Annotated in this window: 27 protein-coding genes; 13 read left to right on the top strand and 14 right to left on the bottom strand. The window is 58.2% G+C overall.

Annotated features, from left to right (window positions below; genetic code table 11):
• Positions 1-97 precede the first annotated feature (97 nt).
• Together Q0859_RS12015 and Q0859_RS12010 are read left to right on the top strand one after the other, a co-directional pair.
• Positions 98-865: a VacJ family lipoprotein gene (locus Q0859_RS12015; protein WP_299151572.1), complete on the top strand. Its 768-nt coding sequence runs from the start codon at positions 98-100 to the stop codon at positions 863-865.
• A gap of 2 nt (positions 866-867) precedes the next feature.
• Positions 868-1,455: a phospholipid-binding protein MlaC gene (locus Q0859_RS12010; RefSeq protein WP_299151570.1), complete on the top strand. Its 588-nt coding sequence runs from the start codon at positions 868-870 to the stop codon at positions 1,453-1,455.
• A 2-nt stretch (positions 1,456-1,457) separates the two neighbouring features.
• Here the strand turns inward: Q0859_RS12010 and Q0859_RS12005 are convergent, their stop codons facing one another.
• Positions 1,458-3,644: a PBP1A family penicillin-binding protein gene (locus Q0859_RS12005; protein ID WP_299151569.1), complete on the bottom strand. Its 2,187-nt coding sequence runs from the start codon at positions 3,642-3,644 to the stop codon at positions 1,458-1,460.
• 253 nt (positions 3,645-3,897) lie between these two features.
• Here Q0859_RS12005 and Q0859_RS12000 point away from each other — a divergent pair, with 253 nt between their 5' ends.
• Together Q0859_RS12000 and Q0859_RS11995 are read left to right on the top strand one after the other, a co-directional pair.
• The gene (locus tag Q0859_RS12000) at positions 3,898-4,236 is read left to right on the top strand and encodes a P-II family nitrogen regulator (RefSeq protein WP_299151566.1); all 339 of its coding nucleotides are present in this window, start codon (positions 3,898-3,900) and stop codon (positions 4,234-4,236) included.
• Positions 4,237-4,263: 27 nt separating this feature from the next.
• A complete protein-coding gene (locus Q0859_RS11995; RefSeq protein ID WP_299151563.1) occupies positions 4,264-5,601 on the top strand; it encodes an ammonium transporter in 1,338 nt (445 codons plus the stop codon).
• A 128-nt stretch (positions 5,602-5,729) separates the two neighbouring features.
• Here Q0859_RS11995 and Q0859_RS11990 read toward each other — a convergent pair whose 3' ends face one another.
• The 3 genes from Q0859_RS11990 to smpB all read right to left on the bottom strand — a co-directional run bounded on the left by Q0859_RS11990 (position 5,730) and on the right by smpB (position 8,307).
• Positions 5,730-6,911 (bottom strand): amino acid aminotransferase, encoded by a 1,182-nt coding sequence (locus tag Q0859_RS11990; protein ID WP_299151560.1) that lies wholly within the window; start codon positions 6,909-6,911, stop codon positions 5,730-5,732.
• Positions 6,911-7,765 (bottom strand): 3-mercaptopyruvate sulfurtransferase, encoded by an 855-nt coding sequence (sseA, locus tag Q0859_RS11985; RefSeq protein ID WP_299151558.1) that lies wholly within the window; start codon positions 7,763-7,765, stop codon positions 6,911-6,913. Before sseA ends, Q0859_RS11990 begins: the two co-directional genes overlap by 1 nt.
• 68 nt (positions 7,766-7,833) lie before the next feature.
• The gene (gene smpB, locus Q0859_RS11980; protein WP_299151555.1) at positions 7,834-8,307 is read right to left on the bottom strand and encodes an SsrA-binding protein SmpB; all 474 of its coding nucleotides are present in this window, start codon (positions 8,305-8,307) and stop codon (positions 7,834-7,836) included.
• 111 nt (positions 8,308-8,418) lie between these two features.
• Here smpB and Q0859_RS11975 point away from each other — a divergent pair, with 111 nt between their 5' ends.
• Complete coding sequence (locus Q0859_RS11975; protein ID WP_299151552.1) at positions 8,419-9,099, top strand: SGNH/GDSL hydrolase family protein; 681 nt, start codon at positions 8,419-8,421, stop codon at positions 9,097-9,099.
• Positions 9,100-9,174: 75 nt separating this feature from the next.
• Here the strand turns inward: Q0859_RS11975 and Q0859_RS11970 are convergent, their stop codons facing one another.
• Positions 9,175-9,993 carry a sulfotransferase family protein gene (locus Q0859_RS11970; RefSeq protein ID WP_299151549.1) on the bottom strand — a complete coding sequence of 273 codons (819 nt, stop codon included), beginning with the start codon at positions 9,991-9,993 and terminating at the stop codon, positions 9,175-9,177.
• A gap of 141 nt (positions 9,994-10,134) precedes the next feature.
• Between Q0859_RS11970 and Q0859_RS11965 the strand changes: the two genes are divergently transcribed.
• The gene (locus Q0859_RS11965) at positions 10,135-11,712 is read left to right on the top strand and encodes a DUF5928 domain-containing protein (protein ID WP_299151547.1); all 1,578 of its coding nucleotides are present in this window, start codon (positions 10,135-10,137) and stop codon (positions 11,710-11,712) included.
• Between the two features lie 46 nt (positions 11,713-11,758).
• Entirely contained in the window at positions 11,759-12,889 is a 1,131-nt protein-coding gene (locus Q0859_RS11960) for a class I SAM-dependent RNA methyltransferase (RefSeq protein WP_299151546.1), read from the top strand.
• Positions 12,890-12,924: 35 nt separating this feature from the next.
• On the opposite strand, the gene Q0859_RS11955 is transcribed toward Q0859_RS11960, so the two are convergent.
• The 8 genes from Q0859_RS11955 to Q0859_RS11920 all read right to left on the bottom strand — a co-directional run bounded on the left by Q0859_RS11955 (position 12,925) and on the right by Q0859_RS11920 (position 19,779).
• Positions 12,925-13,572 (bottom strand): DUF1523 family protein, encoded by a 648-nt coding sequence (locus Q0859_RS11955; protein WP_299151544.1) that lies wholly within the window; start codon positions 13,570-13,572, stop codon positions 12,925-12,927.
• 12 nt (positions 13,573-13,584) lie between these two features.
• Positions 13,585-13,848, bottom strand: a complete 264-nt coding sequence (locus tag Q0859_RS11950; RefSeq protein WP_299151543.1) for a hypothetical protein — start codon at positions 13,846-13,848, stop codon at positions 13,585-13,587.
• 3 nt (positions 13,849-13,851) lie between these two features.
• A complete protein-coding gene (locus tag Q0859_RS11945) occupies positions 13,852-15,186 on the bottom strand; it encodes a DUF6638 family protein (RefSeq protein WP_299151541.1) in 1,335 nt (444 codons plus the stop codon).
• 13 nt (positions 15,187-15,199) lie between these two features.
• Positions 15,200-15,415: a hypothetical protein gene (locus tag Q0859_RS11940; protein WP_299151536.1), complete on the bottom strand. Its 216-nt coding sequence runs from the start codon at positions 15,413-15,415 to the stop codon at positions 15,200-15,202.
• Positions 15,415-17,349, bottom strand: a complete 1,935-nt coding sequence (locus Q0859_RS11935) for an ATP-binding protein (protein WP_299151533.1) — start codon at positions 17,347-17,349, stop codon at positions 15,415-15,417. The genes Q0859_RS11940 and Q0859_RS11935 overlap by 1 nt, the downstream gene beginning before the upstream one ends.
• Positions 17,350-17,418: 69 nt before the next feature.
• Complete coding sequence (locus Q0859_RS11930; protein ID WP_299151531.1) at positions 17,419-18,534, bottom strand: hypothetical protein; 1,116 nt, start codon at positions 18,532-18,534, stop codon at positions 17,419-17,421.
• A gap of 21 nt (positions 18,535-18,555) precedes the next feature.
• Entirely contained in the window at positions 18,556-18,699 is a 144-nt protein-coding gene (locus tag Q0859_RS11925; RefSeq protein ID WP_299151528.1) for a hypothetical protein, read from the bottom strand.
• 3 nt (positions 18,700-18,702) lie between these two features.
• On the bottom strand, positions 18,703-19,779 hold the full coding sequence (locus tag Q0859_RS11920; protein WP_299151525.1) for a hypothetical protein: 1,077 nt from the start codon (positions 19,777-19,779) through the stop codon (positions 18,703-18,705).
• 186 nt (positions 19,780-19,965) lie between these two features.
• On the opposite strand from Q0859_RS11920, the gene Q0859_RS11915 reads away from it, so the two are divergent.
• The 3 genes from Q0859_RS11915 to Q0859_RS11905 all read left to right on the top strand — a co-directional run bounded on the left by Q0859_RS11915 (position 19,966) and on the right by Q0859_RS11905 (position 22,303).
• Complete coding sequence (locus Q0859_RS11915; protein ID WP_299151524.1) at positions 19,966-20,571, top strand: TetR/AcrR family transcriptional regulator; 606 nt, start codon at positions 19,966-19,968, stop codon at positions 20,569-20,571.
• 53 nt (positions 20,572-20,624) lie between these two features.
• Positions 20,625-21,323 carry a PspA/IM30 family protein gene (locus Q0859_RS11910; RefSeq protein WP_366523198.1) on the top strand — a complete coding sequence of 233 codons (699 nt, stop codon included), beginning with the start codon at positions 20,625-20,627 and terminating at the stop codon, positions 21,321-21,323.
• A gap of 179 nt (positions 21,324-21,502) precedes the next feature.
• Positions 21,503-22,303 (top strand): MFS transporter, encoded by an 801-nt coding sequence (locus Q0859_RS11905; protein WP_299151522.1) that lies wholly within the window; start codon positions 21,503-21,505, stop codon positions 22,301-22,303.
• Between the two features lie 52 nt (positions 22,304-22,355).
• On the opposite strand, the gene Q0859_RS11900 is transcribed toward Q0859_RS11905, so the two are convergent.
• On the bottom strand, positions 22,356-22,826 hold the full coding sequence (locus Q0859_RS11900; RefSeq protein ID WP_299151520.1) for an Lrp/AsnC family transcriptional regulator: 471 nt from the start codon (positions 22,824-22,826) through the stop codon (positions 22,356-22,358).
• 100 nt (positions 22,827-22,926) lie between these two features.
• Between Q0859_RS11900 and Q0859_RS11895 the strand changes: the two genes are divergently transcribed.
• The 3 genes from Q0859_RS11895 to Q0859_RS11885 are packed head-to-tail and all read left to right on the top strand — an operon-like array spanning position 22,927 to position 25,171.
• Positions 22,927-23,865, top strand: a complete 939-nt coding sequence (locus Q0859_RS11895; RefSeq protein WP_299151518.1) for a DMT family transporter — start codon at positions 22,927-22,929, stop codon at positions 23,863-23,865.
• Positions 23,862-24,758, top strand: coding sequence for a DMT family transporter (locus Q0859_RS11890; protein WP_299151515.1), 897 nt, complete (start codon positions 23,862-23,864; stop codon positions 24,756-24,758). Before Q0859_RS11895 ends, Q0859_RS11890 begins: the two co-directional genes overlap by 4 nt.
• Positions 24,755-25,171: an NUDIX hydrolase gene (locus Q0859_RS11885; protein ID WP_299151512.1), complete on the top strand. Its 417-nt coding sequence runs from the start codon at positions 24,755-24,757 to the stop codon at positions 25,169-25,171. Before Q0859_RS11890 ends, Q0859_RS11885 begins: the two co-directional genes overlap by 4 nt.
• The last annotated feature ends 198 nt before the right edge of the window (positions 25,172-25,369 follow it).

Genomic DNA, 25,369 nt, shown 5'->3' with positions numbered 1-25,369 from the left:
TCGCGCAACTGCCACAACTATGAATTCTATGTCGGTTTCTCTGGGCATTTCGCGCAGACGGTTTAGGTAAAGCATGAATTGGTTTCGGAGATTTTAAGTGCCTCTATTTACTCGTATGTGCCGCGTGGCCTTGTTGTGTGTTGTCAGCCTGTCGGTTGCAGCCTGTGCTGTGCCCGACAGCGGGCCGGGCGTGGTGGACGGCGTTTATGACCCCTATGAGGACCGCAACCGCCGCGTTCACCGGTTCAACCGGAACCTTGACCGCAATATCGTGCGGCCCGCCGCCATCGGATATTCCGCCGCACTGCCGGACGAAGTCGAAGACAGCATTGGCCATTTTGCGGCCAATCTGGGCGAGCCCTCCGTCGCAGTAAACTCGCTATTACAGGGGGATTTGCGCGGTGCGGGTGTCTCGACGGTGCGCTTTTTGACGAATTCAACCATCGGCCTTCTTGGGTTTTTTGATGCCGCAACCGAGTTGAAACTGCCACCGCATGACACCGACTTTGGCGAGACACTGTTTGTCTGGGGTGTCGGCGAGGGGGCCTATCTTGAGTTGCCTGTGCTGGGCCCCTCGACCAGCCGCAACACGGTGGGCAAGGTTGTCGATCTGTTCACCAACCCGCTCACATATGTCCTCGACAGTCCCGAGGCATATTACGGCACGATCGCAGGTGTGGCAGCCGGCCTTGGGACGCGAGGGCGGTTTTCCGATACAGTGGATTCGATCTTGTACGACAGTGCAGACAGCTATGCACAGGCACGGCTGATATATCTGCAAAACCGTCGGTTCAAATTGGGTGATAACCAGTCAGCGCAGGCGCAGGAGATCGATCCGTTTGCGCTGGATACAAGGGGTTTTTGACGATGCAACGACGCCATTTTCTAGCACTGACCGGGGCCAGCGCGGTTATGCCCGCAATCCCCGCTTTGGCCCTCACCGAAGCGGGTGCGGGCAACCTCGTGGACGCACTGGTGGGTGAGATCAACCGTGTGATCGCCTCTGGTAAGGGCGAAGCAGCGATGATCCGCGATTTCGAGGCGATCTTTGCCCGCTACAGCGATACATCCTACGTGTCCGCCTATGCGATGGGTGTTGACGGGCGGCGCGCCACTGCGGCCCAAAAACGGGCCTTTTCGACTGCCTTTCAGGGATATATCGCGCGCAAATACGGCAAACGGTTCCGTGAATTCATCGGCGGGCGGCTTGAGGTCAAAGGGGCCAAAATCGTCAAGAACTGGATCGAGGTTGAAACCACCGCTTTCCTGCGCGGCGAGGCCCCGTTTACGGTCACATTCCACGTGTCCGACCGCTCCGGCAAAGAGCTGTTTTTCAACATGTTTATCGAAGGGGTGAACCTGCTGCTGACCGAGCGCACAGAAGTGGGCGCGCTGATCGACCGCAATGGCGGCGACATCGACGCGATGATCGCGGATTTGCGCAAGCTGGGCTGAGACTAACGGTCAGACCCGGATCGGTTTTCGTTGGTCCGGGACCCGCCGCCACCGCCACCCAGAATATCGTTCAACAACATCTGAATCAGTCCCTCGGTCGAGCGGGGGACATCACGCTGTTGCGAGCTGGGAGCTGGTTGTTGCCGTTGGGGTGCAACACCCGCAGGTGCCTGCATCGGCAAGGGGTGCACAGGCAACCCGTCATGCACACGCACCATTGTTTCGCGCCAGATCTCGGTCGGAAGGCCACCGCCCGTCACACCCGTCAGCGGGGTGTTGTCATCATAGCCCATCCAGACTCCGGTGACATAATCCGCCGTGAACCCGATGAACCACGCATCCCGCGCCGCCTGTGTCGTACCAGTCTTGCCCGCAATCTCGCGTCCGCCGAATTGGGCGCGCCCGCCGGTGCCCTGGCTGACAACCTTTTCCATCATCCAGATCAGCTCGGCGGCGGCATTTTCCTGAATGACCCGCTCACCGATGCCACCCCCGGTGCCCATCAACGGCTGATCATCCCCCTGAAGGCGCAGATCAATCAGGCCATAAGGCGTCACTGAGAATCCACCATTCAGGATGCCCGCATAGGCCCCGGTCATTTCCAGCAAAGTGCTTTCAGATGCCCCAAGCGCCAGTGCAGGCCCGGCGGCCAGATCGCTTTCAATGCCAAAGTCACTGGCCACACGCCGCACAAGATCGCGCCCCACACTTTCGGAAACCTTGACGGTGGGGATATTCAGCGATTGCGCCAGCGAGTCCATCAGTGTCACGCGACCTCGGAACTTGTTGTCGTAGTTGCGCGGCGACCAGGGGCCCGAACCGGGAATATCAAGGGTCATAGGCACGTCCTCGACCGTGTCATAAGGGGAGTACCCCAACTCAAGCGCGGCGGCATAGACAAACGGCTTGAACGCAGACCCGGTTTGGCGTTCGGCCTGAATGGCCCGGTTGAACACGCCGGACACGCGGGTTTCGCGCCCGCCAACCATGGCACGCACAGCGCCATCCGCGCTCATCACCACGATGGCGGCCTGTGCCTTGGATCCTTCGCGCACCTTGTTTTCGAATACGAATTTCAACGCCTCTTCGGCGCTACGCTGGATCCGCTGGTCAAGGGTCGTACGAATGATCACGTCTTCGGTGGTGTTGCGGGTAAAAAACTCAGGGCCGGTCGACATGACCCAATCTGCAAAATACCCCCCCGCCTGACGCCGCGCAGCAGCGGACAGCACGGCCGGATTGGCCTGCCATTTCGCCACGTCGGCATCCGACAGATACCCCTGCTCGCCCATAAGGCGCAGCACAGTTGCGGCGCGGTCTTGCGAGCGTTGCAAGTCGGATGTGGGTGCAAGCCGCGACGGCGCGGTGAGCAGGCCAGCCAGCATCGCCCCTTCGGCGGGCGTGACCTCGGCGGCATGTTTGCCGAAATAACGCTGCGAGGCGGCTTCGGCCCCATAGGCCCCACCGCCCATATAAGCGCGATTCATATAGATCGAGAGGATCTCGTCCTTGGAATACTTGACCTCCATCGCCAGCGCATACACCGCCTCTTTGGCCTTGCGGGCCAGCGATCCACGACGACAATCAGCCACATAAGCCGCTTCGGTTTTCCATTCGGGCGGGTCATATTCCACGCCCAGACACAGTAACTTGGCCGTCTGTTGCGTGATCGTGGACCCGCCATGGCCTTGCAACGCACCCCGCCCTTCGGACAGGTTGATGCGCACCGCGCTCGCAATCCCACGCGGGCTGAGGCCAAAGTGGCGGTAGAACCGTTTATCCTCGGTCGCCACAACAGCATTTTTCAAGCCCGGTGCGACAGTCTGGGTCGTCACAGCCCCGCCAAACTGGTCACCGCGCCATGCAAACACCGCGTTGTCCTGATCCATCAAGGTCACAGAGCCGCGCGCACGACCATCCAGCAGGCGGTCCACATCCGGTAGCGTTGTCCAGAAATAACCGACAGCCAAGGCGAGACCCGCACAGGCGACAAACGCGACACGCCAGGTGATCTTCCAGATCAGGCGCAACATCCACCGAAACGCCCGCGTCAGAATATTGCCCGAACGCTTGGGTTTGGCCGCCTTGCGCCGCTTGGGCGCGGGCTTTTTCGCGGTGGGTTTGGCACGGGTTTTGGGATAGCGCCGATCCGCCACCAAAGGCCGTTTGCCTTTTCTTGTATCACTCATCTTTGACCCCTGCCCGGCCTTTTGTTTTGCTTACCATATCGGGTTTGTGACGCATTGCCACGTCCTGCATTCAAACAATAGACGATTCCCGGGTGATTACTTTTTAAGCACTTAGGCGGGTTTGCGCATTTTTTATGCACGCCATCGGATCGCAGCGCCCATATTCACCTGCCCAATCTTTGCCTGCCCGCCGCAATGCCCTCTTTTGCGAACCATATTGCAGCACAGCCTGCTTACGAGAAGGGGACACGAGGTGAAACTCATCATTGCAACGATCAAACCGTTCAAACTGGAAGAGGTCCGCGAAGCGCTGACCGAAGCCGGTGTGCGCGGCATGATGGTCACGGAAATCAAAGGGTTCGGGTCACAATCGGGTCACACCGAAATCTACCGCGGTGCCGAATACGCGGTCAATTTCGTACCCAAGATCAAAATCGAGATCGTCGTCGCCGAAAGCATGGCCGACCAGATCGTCGAGACCATCACCAAAACGGCCCAGACGGGCAAAATCGGGGACGGCAAGATCTTTGTCCTTGATGTGCAACAGGCCGTGCGCGTCCGCACCGGCGAAACCAACGAAGACGCCATCTAAGCGCTCCAACAAAGGGAAAAACGGACAATGAAACTTACGACATCTCTCCTCGTTGGCGCAGGCTTGACCGCACTGCCAACGCTGGCGCTTGCTCAGGACGGGCCAACACCCGGAGTGAACGCTTCGACCGACAGCGTCTTCATCTTCAACTCGCTGTTGTTCCTCATCGGTGGTTTTCTGGTGTTCTGGATGGCGGCCGGGTTCGCCATGCTCGAGGCTGGCCTTGTGCGCAGCAAGAACGTGACGATGCAGCTGACCAAGAACATTGCGCTCTTTTCACTGGCGGCGATCTTTTACTACCTGATCGGCTACAACCTCATGTACCCCCTTGGGACATGGATGATGGAAGGCGTACTGTCTGGCGTCTGGGGTCCCGGGGTTCTGGAAGCGGTTGGCGTGACAGCCGATGCGGCTGACGACTACGGCTATGCCTCGACCGGCTCGGACTTCTTCTTTCAGTTGATGTTCTGTGCCACCACGGCATCTATCGTGTCGGGCACCGTGGCTGAGCGGATCAAGCTGTGGCCCTTCCTGATCTTCGTGATCGTGCTGACTTCCGTGATCTATCCGCTGCAAGCCAGCTGGAAATGGGGCGGTGGTTTCCTGGACGAAATGGGTTTCCTCGACTTCGCCGGTTCGACTGTCGTGCACTCGGTTGGTGGCTGGGCCGCGCTTGTGGGCGCGCTGATCCTTGGCCCCCGTATCGGCAAATACAACAAGGAAGGTCGCGTTGTACCGATGCCCGGTTCGAACCTGGCGCTGGCCACACTTGGTACATTCATCCTGTGGCTGGGTTGGTTCGGCTTCAACGGTGGTTCGCAGCTTGCGATGGGTACTGTGGGTGATGTGGCTGACGTGTCGCGCATCTTTGCCAACACCAACACCGCCGCTGCCGGTGGTGCGATTGCGGCACTGATCCTGACACAGCTCCTCTACAAGAAGCCGGACCTCACCATGGTACTGAACGGCGCGCTTGCGGGCCTCGTGTCGATCACAGCCGAACCGCTGACACCGTCTTTGGGGGCCGCGACCCTAATCGGTGCCGTCGGTGGTGTGATCGTAGTCTTTGCAGTGCCATTCCTCGACAAGCTCAAGATCGACGATGTGGTCGGGGCCATCCCCGTTCACCTTTTCGCAGGGATCTGGGGCACGATTGCGGTCGTTTTGACCAATGGTGATGCGTCGCTCGGCGTGCAGCTTTATTCGATCCTCGTGGTGGGCGTGTTCACCGTCGTGGCTTCGGGCATCATCTGGTTCATCCTGAAGATGACCATTGGCATCCGGGTTAGCGAAGAGGACGAGATCAACGGCCTCGACATGTCGGAACTGGGCATGGAAGCCTATCCTGAATTCTCCAAAGGCTGAGCTCCTTCCTCTCAACCTTAGAGACAAACCTGACTGGGCGTTCGCGCCCGGTCCTTTTATGCGAAAAGCCCGACCTGCGCAGATAGGCAGGCCGGGCTTTTTAAGTATTTACTGGAACAATGAAAGGGTCAGACACCCGATTGAACGATCGCATCCGCAAGGATCGGCACGGACTGTGCGTTCAATCCGGCAATGTTCATACGGCTGTCCCCAACCATGTAGATCCCGTGATCTTCGCGCATCTTTTTCACCATCTCGGGCGTGGTGCCAAGGCGCGAGAACATGCCCCGGTGCTGCGCGAGAAACCCGAAGCGGTCCGACCCGGCGCGCTGTTGCAATGCGTGTGCAAGCTGTTCGCGCAGGGACAGCATCGACAGCCGGACCTCTTCCAGCTCGGCCTGCCAATCGGCGCGCAACGTGTCATCATTCAGGATCATGGTGACCAGCCGCGCCCCGTGATCAGGCGGGAAGGAGAAATTCTGGCGGTTGAGGAATGCCAGCGTGCCTTGCGCAATTCCTTTGTCAGTGCCGTTCGCCACCATCATCAAGATTCCCGTACGCTCACGGTAAATCCCGAAATTTTTGGAGCAGCTTGCCGCGATCAGACATTCAGGCATGGCCGCCGCGACCGCGCGCGTCGCAGCTGCGTCTTCGTCAAGACCGTCGCCAAAACCTTGATAGGCGATATCGATCATGGGCGTCGCGCCCGTGTCTTGCAGGACTTTGATCACCTCGTGCCATTGTGGCATCGTCGGGTTCGCGCCCGTGGGGTTGTGACAGCATCCATGCAGCAACACGACATCGCCCGGTCTGGCCGTCTTCAGATCTTCGATCATGCCGTCGAAATCAACGCCGCGGGTGGCGTCGTCGAAATAGCGATAAAGGACCGTCTCGATCCCCAGATAGCTGAGGATGGACAAATGGTTGAGCCATGTGGGGTTGGACACGAACACACGCGCGTCCGGGTTCGACATCTGGATCAGCTCAAACGCCTGACGCACTGCACCCGTCCCGCCGGGGGTGGCAGCCGCGGCAACCTTGTCGCGCGCGATACTGGCGCCAAGGACCAGTTTCACCATCGCATCGCCAAAGGCCGGATCACCCGCGAGCCCCACATAGGTTTTGGTGGTTTCAGCCTGCCACAACTGTTGTTCCGCCGCCTTGATGGCGCGCATCACAGGCGTGTTCCCGGTCGCATCCTTGTAGACCCCGACGCCAAGGTCGACCTTTTGGTCGCGCGGGTCGTCACGGTACATCTGCACCAATTGCAGGATAGCATCGGGTTTCTGGGCACTCAGGTGTTCAAACATCAGGCATCTCCGGTTGCGACGGGCACGGTGGGAAACATGCCCCATTCGGCCCAACTGCCGTCATAAAGTGACCAGCGATCATGGCCGATCCGTTCAAGGGCGAGGCCGAGGATCGCGGCTGTGATCCCGGACCCGCAGCTTGTGATCACGGGTGCGCTCAGATCAACGCCTGCGCCCTCGAAAACGGTGCGCAGTTGATCGGGCGATTTCATGGTCTGATCGGTATTCAAAAGCGTATTGAACGGGACATTTCGCGCGCCCGGGATGTGACCGGCCCGCAAGCCTTCGCGCGGCTCTGGCGCATCGCCCCGGAAACGGGCGGCAGCGCGGGCGTCGACGATCTGGGTGGTGCCCAGTTTGGAGGCCTGGCTGACCTGGGTCACATCGCGCACAAGCTGGTTCTGATAGCGCACAGTCAGGTGGCGATCCTTAACAACGGGGGCGAGGTCTTCGGTGGGTCGCCCCTCGGCCTGCCATTTGGGAAAGCCACCATCCAGCACAGCCACATCACGGTGCCCCATCAGCTTGAACAGCCACCACACGCGCGGGGCACTCAGTAATCCGGCACCATCGTAGACGACAATCTGGTGCCCATCGCCCACGCCCATGCGGCGCATCCGCGACATGAACTTTTCAACCGGTGGGGCCATATGGGGCAGGTCCGAGCGGGCATCGCTGATCTCATCGATGTCAAAAAACCGCGCGCCGGGGACGTGGGCCGCGTGATATTCGGCGCGAGCGTCACGTCCAGCGTCCGGAAGATACCACGACGCATCCAGCACCCGCAAATCGGGATCCTTGAGATGGTTGGCAAGCCAGTCAGTTGAGACAAGAGTTTTAGGATCATCGGACATCGGGGCAGTCCCTTCGGGCGGTACAAAAACGCCCTTGGGTAACGCCGCTGCACGGTTGAGGCAAGGGCTTAGCCCTGTTTGAGCAGACGCTGCTTTTGGCGACCCCAATCGCGCTTGGCCGAGGTGTCGCGCTTATCATGCAATTTCTTGCCCTTCGCGATCCCGATTTTGATTTTGGCCATGCCCTTGTGGTTGAAATAAAGGACCAGCGGCACAAGGGTCATGCCCTTGCGTTGGGTCGCATTCCACAGGTTTGCCAGTTCCTTGCGGCTGACCAGAAGTTTGCGGCGGCGGCGTTCTTCGTGCTTGAACATCTTGGCCTGTTCATAAGGCGCGATATAGGAATTCACGAGCCACAACTCACCATCCTCGACGGCGGCATAGCTTTCGGCAATATTCGCCCCGCCTTTGCGCAATGACTTGACCTCGGAGCCTTCAAGGATAATCCCACATTCCAGATCATCCTCGATCGCATAATCAAAGCGCGCACGTCGATTTTCGGCGGCGATCTTGTAGTTGGGGTCTGATTTACCTTGGGCCATGGGGATGGGATGTAGGGGGTGGGCCTTGAGCACGCAAGGGCTGCGGCGGTTTTACCGAATCGCAGGAATATTGGCGCGATACTGGGCCGCGACAGGAAAAGGGACGATGTGATGCGAGTTTGGGTGAGTTTATTGGTATTTCTAGCTTTGGCCGGGTGCACCGAAAGCGTGTCGAGCAATGCAAATGCCCGGTTTCTGATGATGGGCGACAGCATGTTCGCAATCCACGGCGCGTCGCGTAAATCCGTTGCACACCAACTTGAGGCGCGCTTGGGCGAAGCGGTGGTCGATCGATCCGTGTCCGGGGCACAATATCTATACGCACTTCCGATCAGCGGGAGCCTTGGATTGCGCATTGGGCGGCAATATCAGGCCAGCGATTGGGACTGGGTGATCATCAACGGCGGGGGCAACGATCTGTGGCTGACCTGCGGATGCCGGGCCTGCAATGCCAAGCTTGACCGGCTCATCTCGGCAGATGGAAAGACGGGCGAGATTGTCGATGTGGTCTCAACCGCGCGGGCGGGGGGCGCGAAGGTCGTCTATGCAGGGTATCTGCGCACGCCGGGTGTGCCGTCATCGATTGACCACTGCAAAGCCTATGGCGATGCTCTTGAGGCACGTCTGGCCCGCATGGCCGCCCAAGACGGTGGTATCTGGTTTGTGTCGATGGCCGATCTTGTGCCCAACGGGGACCGCAGTTTTCACGGACCGGACCTGATCCACCCCTCACACAAGGGCAGTGCGGCAATCGCGGCGCGGATCGCGGCGACCATCACATCAGCACCCTAGAGGGCGGACGACACGTCCGCCTTACAGATTGATGTGGCGCGTAAGGCGGACGTGTCGTCCGCCCGGTCTCACGCCTTAATCCCCCAGTTTCTTGTGCACTTCCTCAAGATCAATCTCGCCAATCGGCATCTTGTTGCTGGGGTCTTCAAAGTCGTACTTGAACAGGTCGAAATCACGTTTGAAGATTTCATAGACCAGATGCATCGACAGATCGTCAAAGTAATCTTCGACCGGATGGGCCCGTTTGGGCCCGTGCCCCTCGCTTTCATTGAAACGGGGAATGTCGGCGATGTTCACACTGTGCGGTGTTTCAATGGCAGACATCACATCCTCCATCCCCTCGTTGAACTTTTCGGTCCAGATGATCTTGTCATAGCGCCCACCGTTCACGATGAACGTCGATACATGGCCGGACATGGCTGACCAGTGAATGTCGGGCTCCATCGGGCGACGCCAACGAATGGTGTCACGGGCAAACAGCAGGAACCGGCGGAAGGATTTGACCTGATCAAACTCCTGCTTGCCATCGTCCCCGCCCACTTCGATCCCGTACTTTTGGATCAAGAGCGGGACAAGGTTGCCCCGATACCGTTTGCCATTGCGCTGGATGCCGCAAATCTTATCAAAGAACGAGCTGAGGATGCGCGTGTAGGGGTTGCGCACACAGGTGAAAGAGTAGCTTTCGTGGGCCTTCACGTTTTCGGTGATGATCGGCTGGCTCTGCTCGAGAGCCCATTTGTGCATGCCGCCCTTGGCATCGTGAATGTCACCGTCGAAAAACGTGCCATGATCCGAATAATACATGATCTGCCCGATGGTCGAGCAAGCGCATTTAGGCACCACCCGGTACACTACGCTCTCGCTTTCCGTCATCCAAGTGCCGGGAAATCCCATACTGCTCGTCCCTTTTACACCGTCACATCCCTGTGTGACTTTCACTGATCGCAAAAAACCAAAGAAATCTGGTTTATTCAATCTCTCCTTAGCTTTATCTACGTAGACAATAGCAGGTAAAGAGGCAGTTAAGTTTCCAAAATGGCAAAAATCGCCTATATCCTTCTGTGTCACAAAGACCCGGACGCCATTATCAAACAGGCGGAACGGCTGACGACAGCCGGCGATTACATGTCGATCCACTTCGATGCACGCTCTGACAGTGCCCAGTTTGCCAAGATCCACGCCGCCCTCAAGGACAACGCCAACGTCACTTTTGCCCACCGTCGCATCCGATGTGGCTGGGGAGAGTGGAGCCTGGTGCAGGCCACCCTTTACGCCGTCGAAAGCGCGGTTGAGGCGTTCCCGCGAGCGACCCATTTTTACATGCTGTCGGGCGACTGCATGGCTATCAAATCCGCCGAATACACCCACCAGTTTCTTGATGAAAACGATGCCGATTTTATCGAGAGCTTTGATTATTTCGAAAGCGACTGGATCAAGACCGGCATGAAGGAAGAGCGGTTGATCTACCGCCATTTCTTCAACGAACGCACCCAAAAGCGCCGCTTTTACGCCGCCTTCAACGCGCAACGACGCCTTGGCCTGACCCGTGACATCCCGGCGGACATTCAGGTGCAGATCGGCAGCCAATGGTGGTGCCTGCGCCGCCGTACCATCGAATGGGTCCTGGAATTCACCCGCCAGCGCCGCGACGTGATGCGGTTTTTTCGCAGCACCTGGATTCCGGACGAGACATTCTTTCAGACCATCGTGCGCCATGTGGTGCCCGAAGACGAAATCCGCACTCGCACCCTGACTTTTTTACTGTTCACGGATTACGGGATGCCCGTGACGTTTTACGACGATCACTACGACCTGCTGCTCAGTCAGGACTTCCTGTTCGCCCGCAAGATCAGCGCCGAAAGCAATGACCTCAAGCGTCGTCTTGGCCTGCTCTATGCGGCCGAAAATGTGCAGTTCCAGATTTCGAACGAGGGCGCGAGCCTGTTCAAGTTCCTCACCGGGCGGGGCCGGATCGGGCGTCGCTTTGCCACTCGATTCTGGGAAACCGAAAGCACGTTGGGTCGTGAACGCGAGCTGCTGGTGATCATTTGCAAGAAGTGGCACGTCGCCAAACGCCTGTTGGAACGTATCCGGCAGGTTACGAATGTGCCCGCGATGGAGTATCTCTTTAACGAAGAGCACACGCCCCTGCCCGATCTGGGCGGCATCCAAAAGACACTTGAAAAACGTACCCGGCACCGGCGCGCTTTGATGCGGATGTTGTTTGATTATTACGAAACCGACCGCCTGATCGTGTGCATGGACCCCAGCAACCTTGATCTGTTGCAGGATTTTGCAGGCGACCGATCCATCACGCGCATGCTCGAAATCCAGTGCGACTTTAGCGACGACTACCTTGTGGGCCATGCAATGCGCGTCGGCCTGGCGGGCGAACAGACCTCGCAAGAAACGCTTGAGCGGCTGTTGCCAACGATCCGCAACGACATGGTGTTTGAATCCGACCGGATCCGCGACGCCGATTTCGAACATTTCAACCGTATCCGCGAATCCGCAGACATTGAGGACAACACCAAGGCGTTGGCCAATTTCCTGACGATGCCGGACGACAAGGCACACGAGGTTGCATCAGCCGATTATCTGTTTTCGGACTGACCGAGACGGGTCCAGAAACCGCTCGAACCCCGCCGCATGACGCTTTATGCAGACGCTCATGTCTGTTGATGCGCCCCTCACCCTGTTTGCGATCACCTTGCCTGGCCTTGAGGGCACGCTGGCTGACGAGGCCCGCACCGCAGGCTTTGATGTTCGCGATATCACCCCTGGCGGAGTCACGCTGGTTGGGGGCTGGCCCGAGGTCTGGCGCGCCAACCTTGAGCTGCGCGGTGCCACCCGCATTCTTGTGCGGATCGGTGATTTCATGGCCTTTCACCTGGCCCAGCTCGACAAACGCGCACGCAAGTTTCCGTGGAGTGACGTGCTGCGCGCAGATATCCCCATCCGGGTCGAGGTCGCAACCTCACGCAGGTCCAAGATCTACCACGCAGGTGCAGCAACCAAACGGATCGAAACCGCCTTGATCGAAACCGCCGGAATGCAGGTCGCAGCGGATGCACCCGTGACGCTCAAAATCCGCATTGACGACAATCGCGTAATCCTCAGCGTGGATACGTCCGGCAACCCGCTGCACAAGCGCGGCCACAAAACGGCGGTGGGCAAGGCCCCGATGCGCGAAACGCTGGCCGCGATGTTCCTGCACCAGTGCGGCTTTGACGGCACACAACCCGTGTTTGATCCGATGTGCGGGTCCGGCACATTCGTAATCGAAGCGGCAGAGATGGCGGTAAACCTTCAGCCAGGCCGCGCACGCAGCTTCGCGTTTGAGCAGTTCGCAGGCTTTGATCCCACCGCATTGGAATCGCTGCGCATGCACAACCGACGCAACACACCGCAGGCGCGGTTTTACGGATCAGACCGCGATCAAGGTGTCATAGGCATGGCCACGTCTAACGCTGAACGGGCCTTGGTCTCTGATCTGGTCACGTTCCAGACCGCCAACGCGGGCGACATCACCCCACCTGAAGGGCCGCGCGGCATCGTGATCGTCAATCCGCCCTATGGTGCGCGGATCGGCAACAAAAAAGCGTTGTATCCCGTTTACGGACGCCTCGGGCAAGTTCTGCGCGAACGGTTCAGCGGCTGGCGGATTGGTATCGTAACCAGCGAGGGCGGACTGGCAAAAGCGACCGATCTGCCGTTCTTGCCGGACGGGCCGACAATCGCACATGGCGGCTTGCGGGTGCGATTGTATCGCACCGATCCACTGCCCTAGACCCGTAAGGCGGAGGTGTCCTCCGCCCACATCAGTCACTTGGATTGCCACGTCCCCAACCAGCGACGGAACCGACCGCGCCGATCTTGAACCGCGTCTCCTGCGGCCTCCCAACTGTCCTGCAATTCCTCAATCTTTGGGTCGATCCGCGCGCGGCGGAACCGACGCCAACGCACCCAAATGCCATAGAACAGGGCCGCCAGCAGGGTCAGCACAATAATGTTCACCCATAGGATACCCTTGGACGCATCCGGCCCTTCCACCGCGCGGATCGAAATCGCATTGGGAAACACCGTCAGGAATTCATTGCGCCACCCGTAATGGGTGATGACGTACCATTCCGGGGCAGCACGCGTCGAAACCGCATCATTGGCCTCGGTATAAAGGTTGGCGGTGTCGAATTTGAAATAGGGCGGCCAGCTCCAGCCCGTGTCCTCGTTGCGATAGACAACAGGTTGACCATTGGCACGAACCGCTTGCAGGAACTGAACATCGCGGTTGACCAGCGTGTCAGACTGTTCGTCCGGGCGCGACCAGAACATGCGGGTCCAATCGCTTAGATCCTGGCGTTCCTCATAAGTGTTGACGAAGCGCACGATATCGCGCTGCGGCAGCGTGTAATGCAGAAATGCCCCCAACCCGACCCAGAAAATAATCAGCAAAGTCCAACCGATGTAGCGCATCAACGTCCCCAATCAGGCAAAGTTCACGAGATAGATGGTAAGGCACACCAGCGCCATAGGCACGATATAAACCCCCCAAATCAGTTTACGGCGTAGTGATCCGTCATAGTCCTGCAAACCTTCGCGCACAAAGGCGTCGCGCGGCATAGTCTTGTCACTTTCGTCCCATTCACCCTCCAGCCGGTCACGCGCCCGCGATCGGGAATACAGCGACAGGCTGAGGTAAACGATGCTGAGCACCACAAAGGCGATAAAAAACAATCGGATCAAAGCCATATCCTACCTCCTCACAGCGCCCCATGGCCCGACGCGTTCGATCAGGTCCCGAGACTTGGGTTGCGGTTCCGACAAAGGCGCGTCGTGACCGAACAACGCCTCGCGCGCACCCGCCTTGTCGGCCTTGTACTCGGCTTCGAGATAGCGCGCGACATATTCCTTCTGCCGCTCGGGCCATGTGGCATAGGCCGCATAGAATGCCTGTTTGTGGCAGATGAACAACTGCCGCACATCAAGCGGTGACAACTCTGACAACAACATGTTCACCAGCGCATGATCCGGCGTATCCGCCGCCCGCAGCGTATAGAAATAGGCCGGGTGATCGGAGGAAATGCGCGGCCACGACCCACCGTTTTCCGCCCAGTTCACCAGCGCGGCCAACCCGTGAAACGCCTCTGGCAACAGATCCGAGTACCGTCGCGCCAACATCCGCATATCGCGCCGCGCGGTGCCTGCCAGATCCACACCCGCCGCCGTCACGGTCGCGACAAGGATAAAGTCCATCTTCTGGCGCAGGATCGCCGCCCCATCAATGCCGCGCGCCTTGACCACGGGCTCGACCAGATCGTTGAACTCAAGGAATTTGGCGATCCGGTTCCGCTGGGTCAGATCGAAGGTGTACTTGGTGGGCAGGTCCTCGGGCTTGTCCCCGACTGCGATGGTGGCCGGGTGATCAACCGACTGGAACACATAAAGCCCGCCGAAATGCGCCGTCCAGAAATTACCCTGCTCCACCTTCAGCGGTTTCAGCTTCACAGGATTGCGCGTCACATCCCCGGTTTGACCCGCAAGCGTGATCATCTCACCGATCAGCACATCGTCAAACCACGCATCCTCTTCGGTCAGAAACGTGTCGACCTTGGCCGCAAGATCAGCCGCATTGCGCACCGTGCCCATGGTCGTATCCGCCTCCACCGTGATGGCGCGAATGTCAAACAACCGCTTGGGATCCTTCAGGTCATAGACCGAATTGATCAACTCTCCGGCCACTGCATCGCGGGCCGTAAGCGCGAACAACGCTGCCTCATTTTCCGCAATGAACCGTTGCAGGATTGGCAGAGAGGTCGAGAATTTGGCATCCAGCAGCGGGCAATTGTGCTGCTCCGTGCTCAGCAGGATGAACTGTCGATTGACCCCATTGTGGTTGAGATACAGCGGATCGTTCAGATCATTCCCCACCTCAGGCGAAAAGCCTGAGATATCAATATAGAAATCGGTCAGCGTGGTTGTCCGCCCCGTCAGATGCTTGAGGGCACGGTTATAGCGGTCCACCAAAGCAGGCGAAGCGACGTGGAACAGGTTGCCATACATCAGGCCGGATTGAATGAGGCGGATCATTTGGAAAATTCTTTCATTTTGCCGGGCTCAACAATCTCAACGGCAAAATAGATAGCGACAAACAGATAGCGACCGGGATCAAGGTCGTCAGTGATAGAAAGCCAGAGTACAATACCGCAAAACCGACACTGGCCCAGAACCCCGATTGCAACCACAAGCGATCAGTCTTTCTATTTGCCCCCTGTTTGCCGGCAACTGTCACACCTGCGAGCAGCGCATAGTCAGACATCACGCCTTGCCCCCCAGCCACCGTTTCTTCGCCTCTTCCTGCCGCCCAAAGTCGCGCACCATTGCATCAATCGCCACCTCATCCGACTTGTCCGCATAGCGGAATTCGCTGTCGGCGTAGCGGTTGATTTCCTGCACCACCATGTCGACGGTAATTGGCACCCGCAGCTCGGAAATCATTGACTTCTTGGTGTCATAATCGCGGAACAGGAACAGCTCGGGGTCCTCCATCCACTCGTCAGGCAACTCAAAGTCCATGGCCCTGACCTTGACTGCATCCGTGATGTTCTTGATCGCGCGGCCCGTGAACCGTTCATCCGCTTCCTGGATCGCCTTCAGGTAGGTGCCCAGTTTCGCAATCGTATCAAGCGTGCCAATCTGTGCATCCACCCGATCAAACACCTCCATCAACCCCGGCTCATGCGGGCGGGAATGCGAGTCAAAACTGGCGGCGACCGCCTTCTTGATCTCTTGCGCTGAAAATACCTCATGCGCGCCCAAGGGGATGTCGTGGTTCTTGCCCATCAACAGATAGAGGATATCGATGTAGTCCTCACGCGTTTGCGGCCCGTCGACCAGAAACCGCGCCCCGGCCCGCTGGCGCAGCGCATCATCTACATTTTCGGGATAGTTCGAGAACATGCCAAAGGTGCAATTGCCGCGCACAACGGTGTTGGCCCCCGCAAAGCTTTCCATCAGCACAGCGGTGATTTCGAGTTGCCCGGCACTGGATTGCCGGTCCCCCCGCTTACCCGCAAGCTGGTCGATATCGTCAATCGTACCAAAGCCAATCACGGACGGATCAAGCACATTATTGATGAACGCCTTGGCATTCTGACCCGACTTGCCCTGATAGCTGTCAATGTTGTCGGTTGACAGGTTCTGATAGCGAAACGGATAGCCGGCGACCTGACAGTAGTCGTTCAACAACCCGGCCATCATCTGGATCAGCGTCGTCTTGCCCGTGCCCGGCTTGCCATCGCCCATGAAGGTAAAGATGAACCCGCCCAGTTCCGCAAACGGGTTCAGACGGCGACCAAAATCGTAGGCCATCAGCATCTTGGCCAGTTTCATGGCCTGATATTTGGCGATGTGGTTGCCCACGACCTCGTGGGGCTTCTTGAAGGTCATGGTCAGGGTGGATGACTTTGCCTTTGAGGCAGGCGAAAACCCTTGAACGGTGAAATCATCCGCCTCGACATGCCAGCTTGCAGTCAGGAATGCCTCAAGCCGGGGGGCGGTCTGGGCGCGCAAGGAAACCTTTTCCATCAACGCCTCGGCATAGGCCGCCACGCAAGCCACCAGATGCACGTCATCCGGCGCATGGGTTTCAATATCGCGGTCAAGTTCCCACAAGGCTCCATGCAGGGCGGTTTGGCCGTTGTCGGTCAGCACCTCTTCGACCTCGCCCACCTCTACGATCGTTTCAGACTGGTGTGTCGACAGCAGATAAGCGGTTGCGTTGGCAAAGACATAAAGGGTGATCAACGCCTCCGCCGCCAGCAATTCGGCAAACTCAGCCTTGCGTGCGGCAGGCAAAGCCCCCTCAAGATTGGCGCGTTTGAGATCACCCAACCTGGACACCGACGCATAGTTCTCGGCCACAGCCAGCGCAATCGACACCGCCCGGCGCAGCGCAGTCAAAACCGTCGCCTGCACCGCAGAGATCAAGGCGTCGTCATCATCCGCGCCCTCAATTGTTGCCATCAATTGCACCGCACCCGTGGGAACCGACCGACGGGTCACCAAACCCGGTGTCGTGGTCCGAAATCGGCGGCGCGTCCCGATGCCCGACGACCGCTCAGGCGCGGCAGCAACCTCTGCCTTGCCGATCCGCGGCGCATGATCAAACCCTTGCAACAGCGCCAAAGCCACCGGGTAATGCGCAACGATCTCCGCCTCGCGCAACTCCATCTGATCCGACGTCTGGCTCATTTCTGTTCCTCATTCATTGTTCTTCAAATACTCCCGCCGGAGGCTCTGCATCCCGGCCGTCGCACCCTTTCAATATCGCAACACCCGGCCTGCGGGGCTGACCACAAATTTACGCACCGATGCGAACCCCGGCGGGTTCAATTCCTCCAGTGCCTGATAGGGGCGTGCCGGCAACACGATGCTGCGCTCCATCCGGGTCGTACCGGTTTCGGCACCGCGACCCGCAAACGGGTCCAGCGCAAAGACCTCTCGTTCAACGGATGAAAACCAGCCAGACCGTTCGGTCATAACCCGTTCGGAGAGCAAATCCTCTTCGGTCCAGACCAGCGACCAATCCTGCCCTTCAGGCGCACGCGCCGCCTCAAGCACTTGCGAAATCGGCCCTGATTGCTTGGTAAAGGCCGAGGAATACATTGGCCCCACATGAAACCGGCGCAACCGCTTGGGGTGCAGGTCGTCAAAGTCCTCGTCAAACCCTTTGGCAATCGTCACCAGCTTCAGCCCACCAAGCGCCTGCGCCATCAGATGGGCCTGCGCCTCGGGCCAGCGGCGCTGATCCTTGGGCAAGGCAGTGCGCCCGCTGTCCTCGACCTCCATCATGTAGATCACGGGCAGATTGACCTGACTGTCATAGACCGCCCAGTGCAGCCGGAATGTTCGCCGCTCTTCCGAGATATTCCCTGTCCAGACCGCCTGCGGATCATTGCGCGGCCAGAACAACTGCCCGCGCAGCAATTCCTCGTAGTAAAGCCGTTGTGACATCGCAAATTGCAGCTTGGTGGGCACAGCGCGTTCGCCGACAACTACCTCGACCATTTGCTTTTTCAACGCGTCGGCCGAGGGCACGCCCGCCAAATGCCGCTCCGCCTGTTGGGCGTCGCTGGCCATGGTGATGATCTCGTCAGCCGCTGGAAAACCGCTTTCGTGGGCATCAATCGACAGTGATCCGAAAAAGCGGCCTGTATCGCGCCCCACCAGCAGGTATTTCTGGCTGAGCGCACGAAACGTAAAGGTCAGTTCGGCGATATAACGGGTCAGAATCTTGACCTCACCTCGGTCCAGATCCCCCTCCGCTTCCATCACGCCTGCAACCCGGCCAAGATGTGAGATGATAGTCTCGAACTTGCGGAAATAGCGGCGCGAGGCGAACAGATCCGTCAGGCCAATCGTCTCGGATTTGGTCATATCAATGACGATCCTGCACGCTCATTTGCGCCCCCGGCTGAGCAGAAACAGCCCGGCAACCCCGGCCACCAGCCCTACACCGTTCATCCACAAGGGCGCGCCAAAGGCCATCGACCCCACAAGGCACAACACCGAAACCGCAACGCAGATCAGACCCAGTTTCATGGCCTAGCCTCCGTATGCGTTGCTGTCATGTTTCTCGACGATCTGGGCAAAGCGGCGGGCAAAGCGTTCATCCGCCTTGGCCTTTTGTTCCAGCACCTCACGGGCGAACACCATGTGATCCTCGTGCGCCTCAAGCATGTCGGCCATCCGCTTGTTGGTGGCCGCACCGATCCCGGCCATAGCCGTCTGCGCCTCTTGGTCCGTCTGAACGCCGATCTCGTTGATGCGGTGGGCCACATCCTGCTGCTGCGCGGTTTTCAGCGATTTGGTGAGAGCGTCATAGAGCACCACGCGCTGCTTGGTGTCCGTCTGCAACTTGTTGATCAGCACCATCTGGGTCGCAGCTTGGTTCTGCAACGAGTCGATCCAGGTCTTGCCCTTTTCGATGTAGCGTTCCAGCGTTTGGGACTTGGCAAGCTTGACCTGTTCGTCCTGCACCATCTGGTTATAGGCACTGTTCATCTCTGCCAGCTCAGTCTCGAGCGCTGTGCGTTTGGCCGCATCGGTTTCGGACGCGATCTGGTTTTCCAGCGTGATGATCTTTGGGTCCATCCCCTGAATGTCACTTTGCAAGGCGGCCAGTTCCTGCACCGTCATCTCACGCTCATCCAGCGTTTCAGTAAGGTTGGCTTCGACCTTCACCTTCTGCTCTTCGAGCATGGTCAACTGACCTTGCAACAACTGCACAATCACGTCCGATTTCGAAATCAGGTCCTGCAACTTGTCATCAATGGACGCGGTGCGTACCCGTTCCTGCCGCATGCTGTCCGATTTCGCCTTGGAGAATATCCCGATAAAGGATTCCATTCCCGTCTTGTTGCGCATCTCGTCAAAGTCTTTGGAGAAGGCTGCGGTGACGTCATCAAGTCCCATGATCAGCTCGGCGATATTGGCGTTCATCACGTCGGTATGGGCATGCACCTCATCGAGCGTGGCGTTTTCGATGTCCATGGTGATATCGCTGCCCGCCTCCATCTTGGCGTGCGCCGCTTTGATCCGGCTGGTTAGTTCGGCAATCTTGGTTTGCGCCTCGGCCACCTGGGCTTGGGACTCGCGCACCTGACTGTCAAAATCGGCCATAAAATTCTCCCCTCGTATCAATGTGTTGAGAAACATATAGGCGATGTAACACGCATTTACATCACCTACTGCCCCGAATTCCCCCGAACTGTTGCAAAACCATGCCGAGAAATAAAGCGGCAAGCCGGGGTTTTCGTGTCTTGCCCAGGCCTGTATGGCTTGAACGCAGTTCACACAGGGGCAATCATGGGATCCAAGGTCGCAGAACGTCGCAGCGCATTGCGCAATACGCTGATCACCGTTGCCGAAACACAGATCGAAGCAAGCGGGCTTGCCGCGATCAAAGCGCGCGCCTTGGCTGAAGAGGCGGGATGTTCGGTGGGTGCGATCTACAACGTCTTTGACGACCTCGAAGATATCGTAATTGCAGTGAACGGCCGCACATTCGGTAAGCTGGGCCAGCATGTGGCAACCGCCTTGCAAGGCAAAGAGGAGTTGCCCGCGACGGACCGGCTGATCGAAATGTCTTATGCTTATCTGGACTATGCGGTGATGCACCTGCGGCTGTGGCGCGCCCTGTTTGATCTGCGTATGTCGACGGACATGGACGTGCCAGAATGGTACCTGGCCGAGCTGGGGCAATTGTTCGACTACATCGATGACCCAGTCCGCGAGTGTTTTCCATCCTTGGACGAAAGCGAGGTGCGGCTGATGACACGAGCACTGTTTTCATCAATCCACGGGATCGTCATGCTCGGGCTCGAAAACCGGATCAGCGGCGTGCCACGCGACCAAATCCACCGCATGATTGCAATGATGCTGCGTTCTGCAACTGGAAACACAGCATTTTGAACGTTGTTCATATTTTTTCTTGAACGGCGTTCAAGGCTATCCTATATCCCATTGTGAACGATGTTCAAAAAAGGAAATGCCATGTTATCTACGTTCCGAACACTCTTTGCCGGGGCAAATGCACGCGCCGAAGACCGCGTGCGCGATGTCTATGCCATCGAGCTTATCGCCAGAAAATCCGTGAGACCGAAGGGCAGGTTCACGCCGCCAAGGCCACGCTTGCCAGCCTGATCCAACGGCGCAGGTCAGAACAAAAGCTGCTGGATATGTTGCGCACCCGAACCGCGACGCTGACCGGGCGGGCACAGGAGGCCATCAAGGCCGGGCACGATGAGCTGGCCCAAGAGGCTGCCAACGCTATTGCAGAAATGGAGAACGAGAGCCTTGTCCGTCAGGGCACGATTGATCGGCTGGACACCCAAAGCACCCGTTTGCGCAGTTCCGTCGAGCGCGGCCATCGCAAGGTCATCGACCTCAAGCAAGGAGCCTTGCAGGCCCGTGCCATGCGCCGCGAACAATCCATGCAATCACAACTGCACACCACGGCCCAAGGGCAGTCGGCAGCGGATGAAGCGCAGGCATTGATTGACCGTGTTGTGGGCAAGGACGACCCACTGGAACAGGCGGAGATCCTCGCGGACATAAACGCGGGCCTGGATCACACCGGGCTTGAGGATCGCATGGCAGAGGCCGGCTTTGGCCCCTCAACCAAGGTGACGGCGCGCGATGTGCTGGACCGTTTGACCAAGTAACACGACTTCAAAACTACAAAAAAGGAATACACCAATGCACAACGACAAATCCGACAACACCGTGATTATGATGTTCAACCTGGCGGGCGTTGTTGCCGCCTATGCGCTGCTCGCCCTGTCGCTGTATCTATGCGCTTTCACTGGCAATCGTGCGCGACACGAGGACCGAGCGCGAGGCCGTGAGCCTGATCGGTTACATCGGGATGGCAATGGCAATCGCCCCGATGATCGGTCCCATGCTGGGAGGCGTGCTGGACACCTTCTTTGGGTGGCGATCCGTCTTTGGTTTCTATGCTGTTGCGGGCTTCGGATTGCTCTGTCTGTGCTGGTTCGACCTTGGAGAGACAAAGCCGCAAAGGGCAACAGATGCCGCTGCGCCAGTGCCGGGTACAACGACGCTGATCCGTGAGCCGTTGTTCTGGGCTTACGCGCTCTGCAGCACGCTTTCCGTCGGCGCGTTCTACATCTTTTTGACGGGCGCTCCTCTTGTTGCTCAGTCCACGTTCAATGTCACGACCGCCGAACTTGGCTTCTACATTGGGACAATCACCGTTGGCTTCATGATCGGCGGCTTTCTGGCCGGTCGAGTTGGGAAGAACTTCGAACCTACGACCATGATGATTGCCGGAAGAGTTGTGGCCTGTGTGGGTCTTGCCGGTGGATTGGGGTTCCTCTCTTCAGGGATAACGTCAGCAGAACTATTCTTTGCGAGTACGATCTTCGTGGGCTTAGGAAACGGAATTACCATGCCTGGAAGCAATGCTGGTGCCATGTCGGTTCGACCTGATCTTGCCGGAAGCGCAGCAGGGCTGAGCGGCGCGCTTATCGTTGCGGGAGGTGCTATTCTAACTGCAGCGACAGGCAACTTCGTGCCACCGACCAACGGTGCATTTGCGCTGCTGCTATTAATGCTCGCTGCTTCAGTACTGGCTCTATTGTTCGCTGTTTACGCGGCGTGGCTGAGGCGAGAAGTGATTTAGAGCCGACAAAGAGAAGCGGTCATTGGAGCGCGTGCAGCGAATTGACTCTTCGTCACGCTCGACCGCCATCTGCAGGTGTAATCGCCGTTGTCTCCTTATAGGTCTCGACAGCGAACAATGTCGTATAGCGCACAACATCGGGGTCGCTGTCGAACAGTCGGTCACAGAGCGCCTGATACTCTTCCATGTCGCTAAACACTCCGATCAGAACGGCGTCCAGCTCCCCGGTCACGCCATAGGCTTGCAGGATTGCAGGCTCTTCGTTGATGCGGTTGGCGAATGAAGTGCGTAGCTCTTTGGTGTGGTCGCGGGTTGTCACGGCGATGATGGCGCGAATGCCGCGCCCAAGCTTCGCCGGATCAGCGAGAAATACACAGCCTGCAAGCACGCATGAGCGCCGCAACTCGGCAACCCGTCGCAGACATGTTGATGGCGTTGATCCCACTGCTTCGGCCAGCTCTGCCTTGGTCAAACTGCCTTCCTCCTGAAGGGCGGCAACGATCCGAAAGTCCAGTGCGTCCATTTTTCCTCTCGAATGGTCCATTCCTCCACATTCTCGGAGAATTTGACCGCATCGTCCACCAATTATGTCGTAAGGATCTGGAAAACGACAGGATTTCAAGATGAACAACGCGACCCTCGGTCTGATCTGGGCCTTCTCCTTTGTGATCCTCGAAGCTGCACAGGCCGTCTTCTTCGGCGGCGTGTTTCAGGACTATGACTCTTTCCTGATCGGAGCGTCCGTTTTCGGCTTCACGGCAGTTGGGACGCTTGCCTGGACACACTTTCGGTACCCGGATCAGTTGCTCATCGCATGGAACAACGGTCATGCCCTTCTGGGATTGAACCTCTCGACCGCCTTCGTCTGGGTTGCGTATTTCTTCGCGCTCCAGGTGATCGAACCGGCAGTCGTTTTCACGATCTTCTCCGGCCTGATCCCGGTCGCGATCCTGATCTTTTCAGCCCTCGGTGTCCCGGAAGCCTCCCCGCTTCGGAACAGGATTGAAGGTGCTGGCCTCGTCATTGTCATAATCGCAGTCATCTATCTTGCGGCAATCACTTTGCTCGGGCAGTCGGGTTTCGTCCGGGGCGGCTGGATGGTTGCCCTTGGCGGGCTGCTGCTCACCGGAGTGTCGGCAGTCAGTCTTGCGGCCATGATGATTTACAGCCAGCGGCTCGACCGCCTCGGCGTTGCGCCCGTTGCGCAATACGGGCTGCGCTTTCCGCTCTATGTGGTCGTCGCGTTGGTGGCAGCCGGGTTCGGCCTCGACACGAAAGACCCGGTCGAACTGCAGGAATTTCTCATCGTCATACTGATCGGCTTCATCATCATGGCATTCCCCGTCTTCGCAATGCAAAAGGCGATCTCGCTGATGTCCACGCTCACGCTTGCCGCCATTACGGCGCTTGGCCCGCTGTTTGTCTTTCTGTTCCAGATTGTCGAAAGTCGCGTAGACTATGCCCCCGCAACGATGAACGGCCTTGCGATCTACTTCGCAGGTGCACTTCTCGCCGCCTTCGGCGGAGCGAGGCGCAGCACAGGAAAGGCCGCAAAGACATGACGAGAGATTTACCGCAGTACCGTACCGGCCTGGCCGTCGGCGCGGTCGTCATCGCCGTCCTTGCGCTGTCGCTCGGCGATGCGATCATCAAGGCCACCGGCCTCGATCTCCCTCTGTGGCAAATGTATATCCTGCGCTCCGCACTTGTCGTTCCGCCGCTCTGGTGGCTTTTGCGGCGAAAAAGGCAAAAGCGTTTTGGCTCGCCTGGCTGGGTCATCCTGCGCAGTGCCCTGCTGGTCGCCATGTGGCTTGCCTATTATTCCGCGTTGCCGCTGATGCCACTCTCTCTTGCGGCGGCAGCTTACTATACCTCGCCAATTCTCATCACTCTCGTCGCCTCGTTTCTCGCCTGTCGTTGGCCCGTGCCCCGCGTCTTACTTGCGATCTTCCTGGGCTTCGCAGGCGTTGTCCTGATCCTGCGCCCCGACGCCTCCGGCTTCGATCTGGCAACGCTTCTTCCCCTGTTGGCGGCGTTTCTTTATGCCTGTGCAATGGTGCTGACGGCCCGAAAATGTCGTGACGACGATCCGTTCGCGCTCGCTCTTGCGCTGAATGTCGCATTCATCGTTGCGGGTGCGTGCCTTGGTCTATTTTCGGGGCAGGAAGGGTCCTTCATCTTCGGACCTTGGCAGACACTCGATCTTGCACTGATTGGCGTGGTCGCGGCGCTGGCCGCTGTGATCTTAGTCGGCAGTGTCGGTGCGGCTATCGCGTACCAGAATGGACCACCCGCGACTGTGGCCGCCTTCGACTACAGCTATCTCGTCTTCAGCTTGGGGTGGGGCCTGATCTTCTTTGGCGAGCTGCCCGTATTGCTGTCTCTGGTTGGCATTCTCATCATCGTTGCTGCCGGGTTCCTCTCTCAGCCGCGCCCGGAAAGGGCGGCCTCATGACGGATCATCCCAAACTGGCGGCACTCGCTGTTGTGATCTGGGATGGCATGGTCCTGCTCGTCAAGCGGCGCAACGAACCTGACGCTGGCCTCTGGGGCTTTCCAGGCGGTCACGTCGATCTGGGCGAGACCGCGATGGATGCAGCCATCCGCGAACTTCGCGAAGAAACAACCATCGTTGCCCGTCCCGTCCGCTACCTGACCAATGTGGATGTGATCGAGAGCGACGACACGGGTGTTGTCAAGTTCCACTTCCTACTCGCAGCGGTGCTTTGCGAATACGTGTGCGGCGAACCCATCGCACAGGACGATGTAAGTGAAGCCCGCTGGTGGCCGGTTGCAGATGTTTTGTGCAATCAGGTCGCGTGCAGTAGGCATGTCGATAGCGTCGTTCACCTCGTTGTCGATCCCTGAATGCAGTCACTCAACCCATGAAGATAAATGGCAAGTTTGTCCCGGTTGCAGTCGTTGCTCAGCCAATCGATGGAGGTCCGGTGTGCGGGACAAAGCTGCCACACAACCGTCACGTCGAAAGGTCATGTGTGGATGGCTCCTGCATAGCAAGACATATTTGATCAGATTTGCGCATTTGTCAGAAGCAGTCATGTGTCC

The sequence above is a fragment of the uncultured Tateyamaria sp. genome (assembly GCF_947497045.1).
Classification (GTDB): domain Bacteria; phylum Pseudomonadota; class Alphaproteobacteria; order Rhodobacterales; family Rhodobacteraceae; genus Tateyamaria.
This window is presented reverse-complemented; position numbering and strand designations above follow the sequence as displayed.

What these genes read in the sequence shown, in the direction of transcription:
- Q0859_RS11955 (WP_299151544.1), bottom strand. Translation starts at nt 13,572, where the DNA reads ATGCGCTACATCGGTTGGACTTTGCTGATTATTTTCTGGGTCGGGTTG.
- Q0859_RS11965 (WP_299151547.1), top strand. Translation starts at nt 10,135, where the DNA reads ATGGCAAAAATCGCCTATATCCTTCTGTGTCACAAAGACCCGGACGCC.
- Q0859_RS11945 (WP_299151541.1), bottom strand. Translation starts at nt 15,186, where the DNA reads ATGATCCGCCTCATTCAATCCGGCCTGATGTATGGCAACCTGTTCCAC.
- Q0859_RS11930 (WP_299151531.1), bottom strand. Translation starts at nt 18,534, where the DNA reads ATGACCAAATCCGAGACGATTGGCCTGACGGATCTGTTCGCCTCGCGC.
- Q0859_RS11995 (WP_299151563.1), top strand. Translation starts at nt 4,264, where the DNA reads ATGAAACTTACGACATCTCTCCTCGTTGGCGCAGGCTTGACCGCACTG.
- Q0859_RS11970 (WP_299151549.1), bottom strand. Translation starts at nt 9,993, where the DNA reads ATGGGATTTCCCGGCACTTGGATGACGGAAAGCGAGAGCGTAGTGTAC.
- Q0859_RS12010 (WP_299151570.1), top strand. Translation starts at nt 868, where the DNA reads ATGCAACGACGCCATTTTCTAGCACTGACCGGGGCCAGCGCGGTTATG.
- Q0859_RS11895 (WP_299151518.1), top strand. Translation starts at nt 22,927, where the DNA reads ATGAACAACGCGACCCTCGGTCTGATCTGGGCCTTCTCCTTTGTGATC.
- Q0859_RS11975 (WP_299151552.1), top strand. Translation starts at nt 8,419, where the DNA reads ATGCGAGTTTGGGTGAGTTTATTGGTATTTCTAGCTTTGGCCGGGTGC.
- Q0859_RS12005 (WP_299151569.1), bottom strand. Translation starts at nt 3,644, where the DNA reads ATGAGTGATACAAGAAAAGGCAAACGGCCTTTGGTGGCGGATCGGCGC.
- smpB (WP_299151555.1), bottom strand. Translation starts at nt 8,307, where the DNA reads ATGGCCCAAGGTAAATCAGACCCCAACTACAAGATCGCCGCCGAAAAT.
- Q0859_RS11890 (WP_299151515.1), top strand. Translation starts at nt 23,862, where the DNA reads ATGACGAGAGATTTACCGCAGTACCGTACCGGCCTGGCCGTCGGCGCG.
- Q0859_RS11885 (WP_299151512.1), top strand. Translation starts at nt 24,755, where the DNA reads ATGACGGATCATCCCAAACTGGCGGCACTCGCTGTTGTGATCTGGGAT.
- Q0859_RS11950 (WP_299151543.1), bottom strand. Translation starts at nt 13,848, where the DNA reads ATGGCTTTGATCCGATTGTTTTTTATCGCCTTTGTGGTGCTCAGCATC.
- Q0859_RS11990 (WP_299151560.1), bottom strand. Translation starts at nt 6,911, where the DNA reads ATGTTTGAACACCTGAGTGCCCAGAAACCCGATGCTATCCTGCAATTG.
- Q0859_RS11925 (WP_299151528.1), bottom strand. Translation starts at nt 18,699, where the DNA reads ATGAAACTGGGTCTGATCTGCGTTGCGGTTTCGGTGTTGTGCCTTGTG.
- sseA (WP_299151558.1), bottom strand. Translation starts at nt 7,765, where the DNA reads ATGTCCGATGATCCTAAAACTCTTGTCTCAACTGACTGGCTTGCCAAC.
- Q0859_RS11920 (WP_299151525.1), bottom strand. Translation starts at nt 19,779, where the DNA reads ATGGCCGATTTTGACAGTCAGGTGCGCGAGTCCCAAGCCCAGGTGGCC.
- Q0859_RS11935 (WP_299151533.1), bottom strand. Translation starts at nt 17,349, where the DNA reads ATGAGCCAGACGTCGGATCAGATGGAGTTGCGCGAGGCGGAGATCGTT.
- Q0859_RS11940 (WP_299151536.1), bottom strand. Translation starts at nt 15,415, where the DNA reads ATGTCTGACTATGCGCTGCTCGCAGGTGTGACAGTTGCCGGCAAACAG.
- Q0859_RS11900 (WP_299151520.1), bottom strand. Translation starts at nt 22,826, where the DNA reads ATGGACGCACTGGACTTTCGGATCGTTGCCGCCCTTCAGGAGGAAGGC.
- Q0859_RS11915 (WP_299151524.1), top strand. Translation starts at nt 19,966, where the DNA reads ATGGGATCCAAGGTCGCAGAACGTCGCAGCGCATTGCGCAATACGCTG.
- Q0859_RS11960 (WP_299151546.1), top strand. Translation starts at nt 11,759, where the DNA reads ATGCAGACGCTCATGTCTGTTGATGCGCCCCTCACCCTGTTTGCGATC.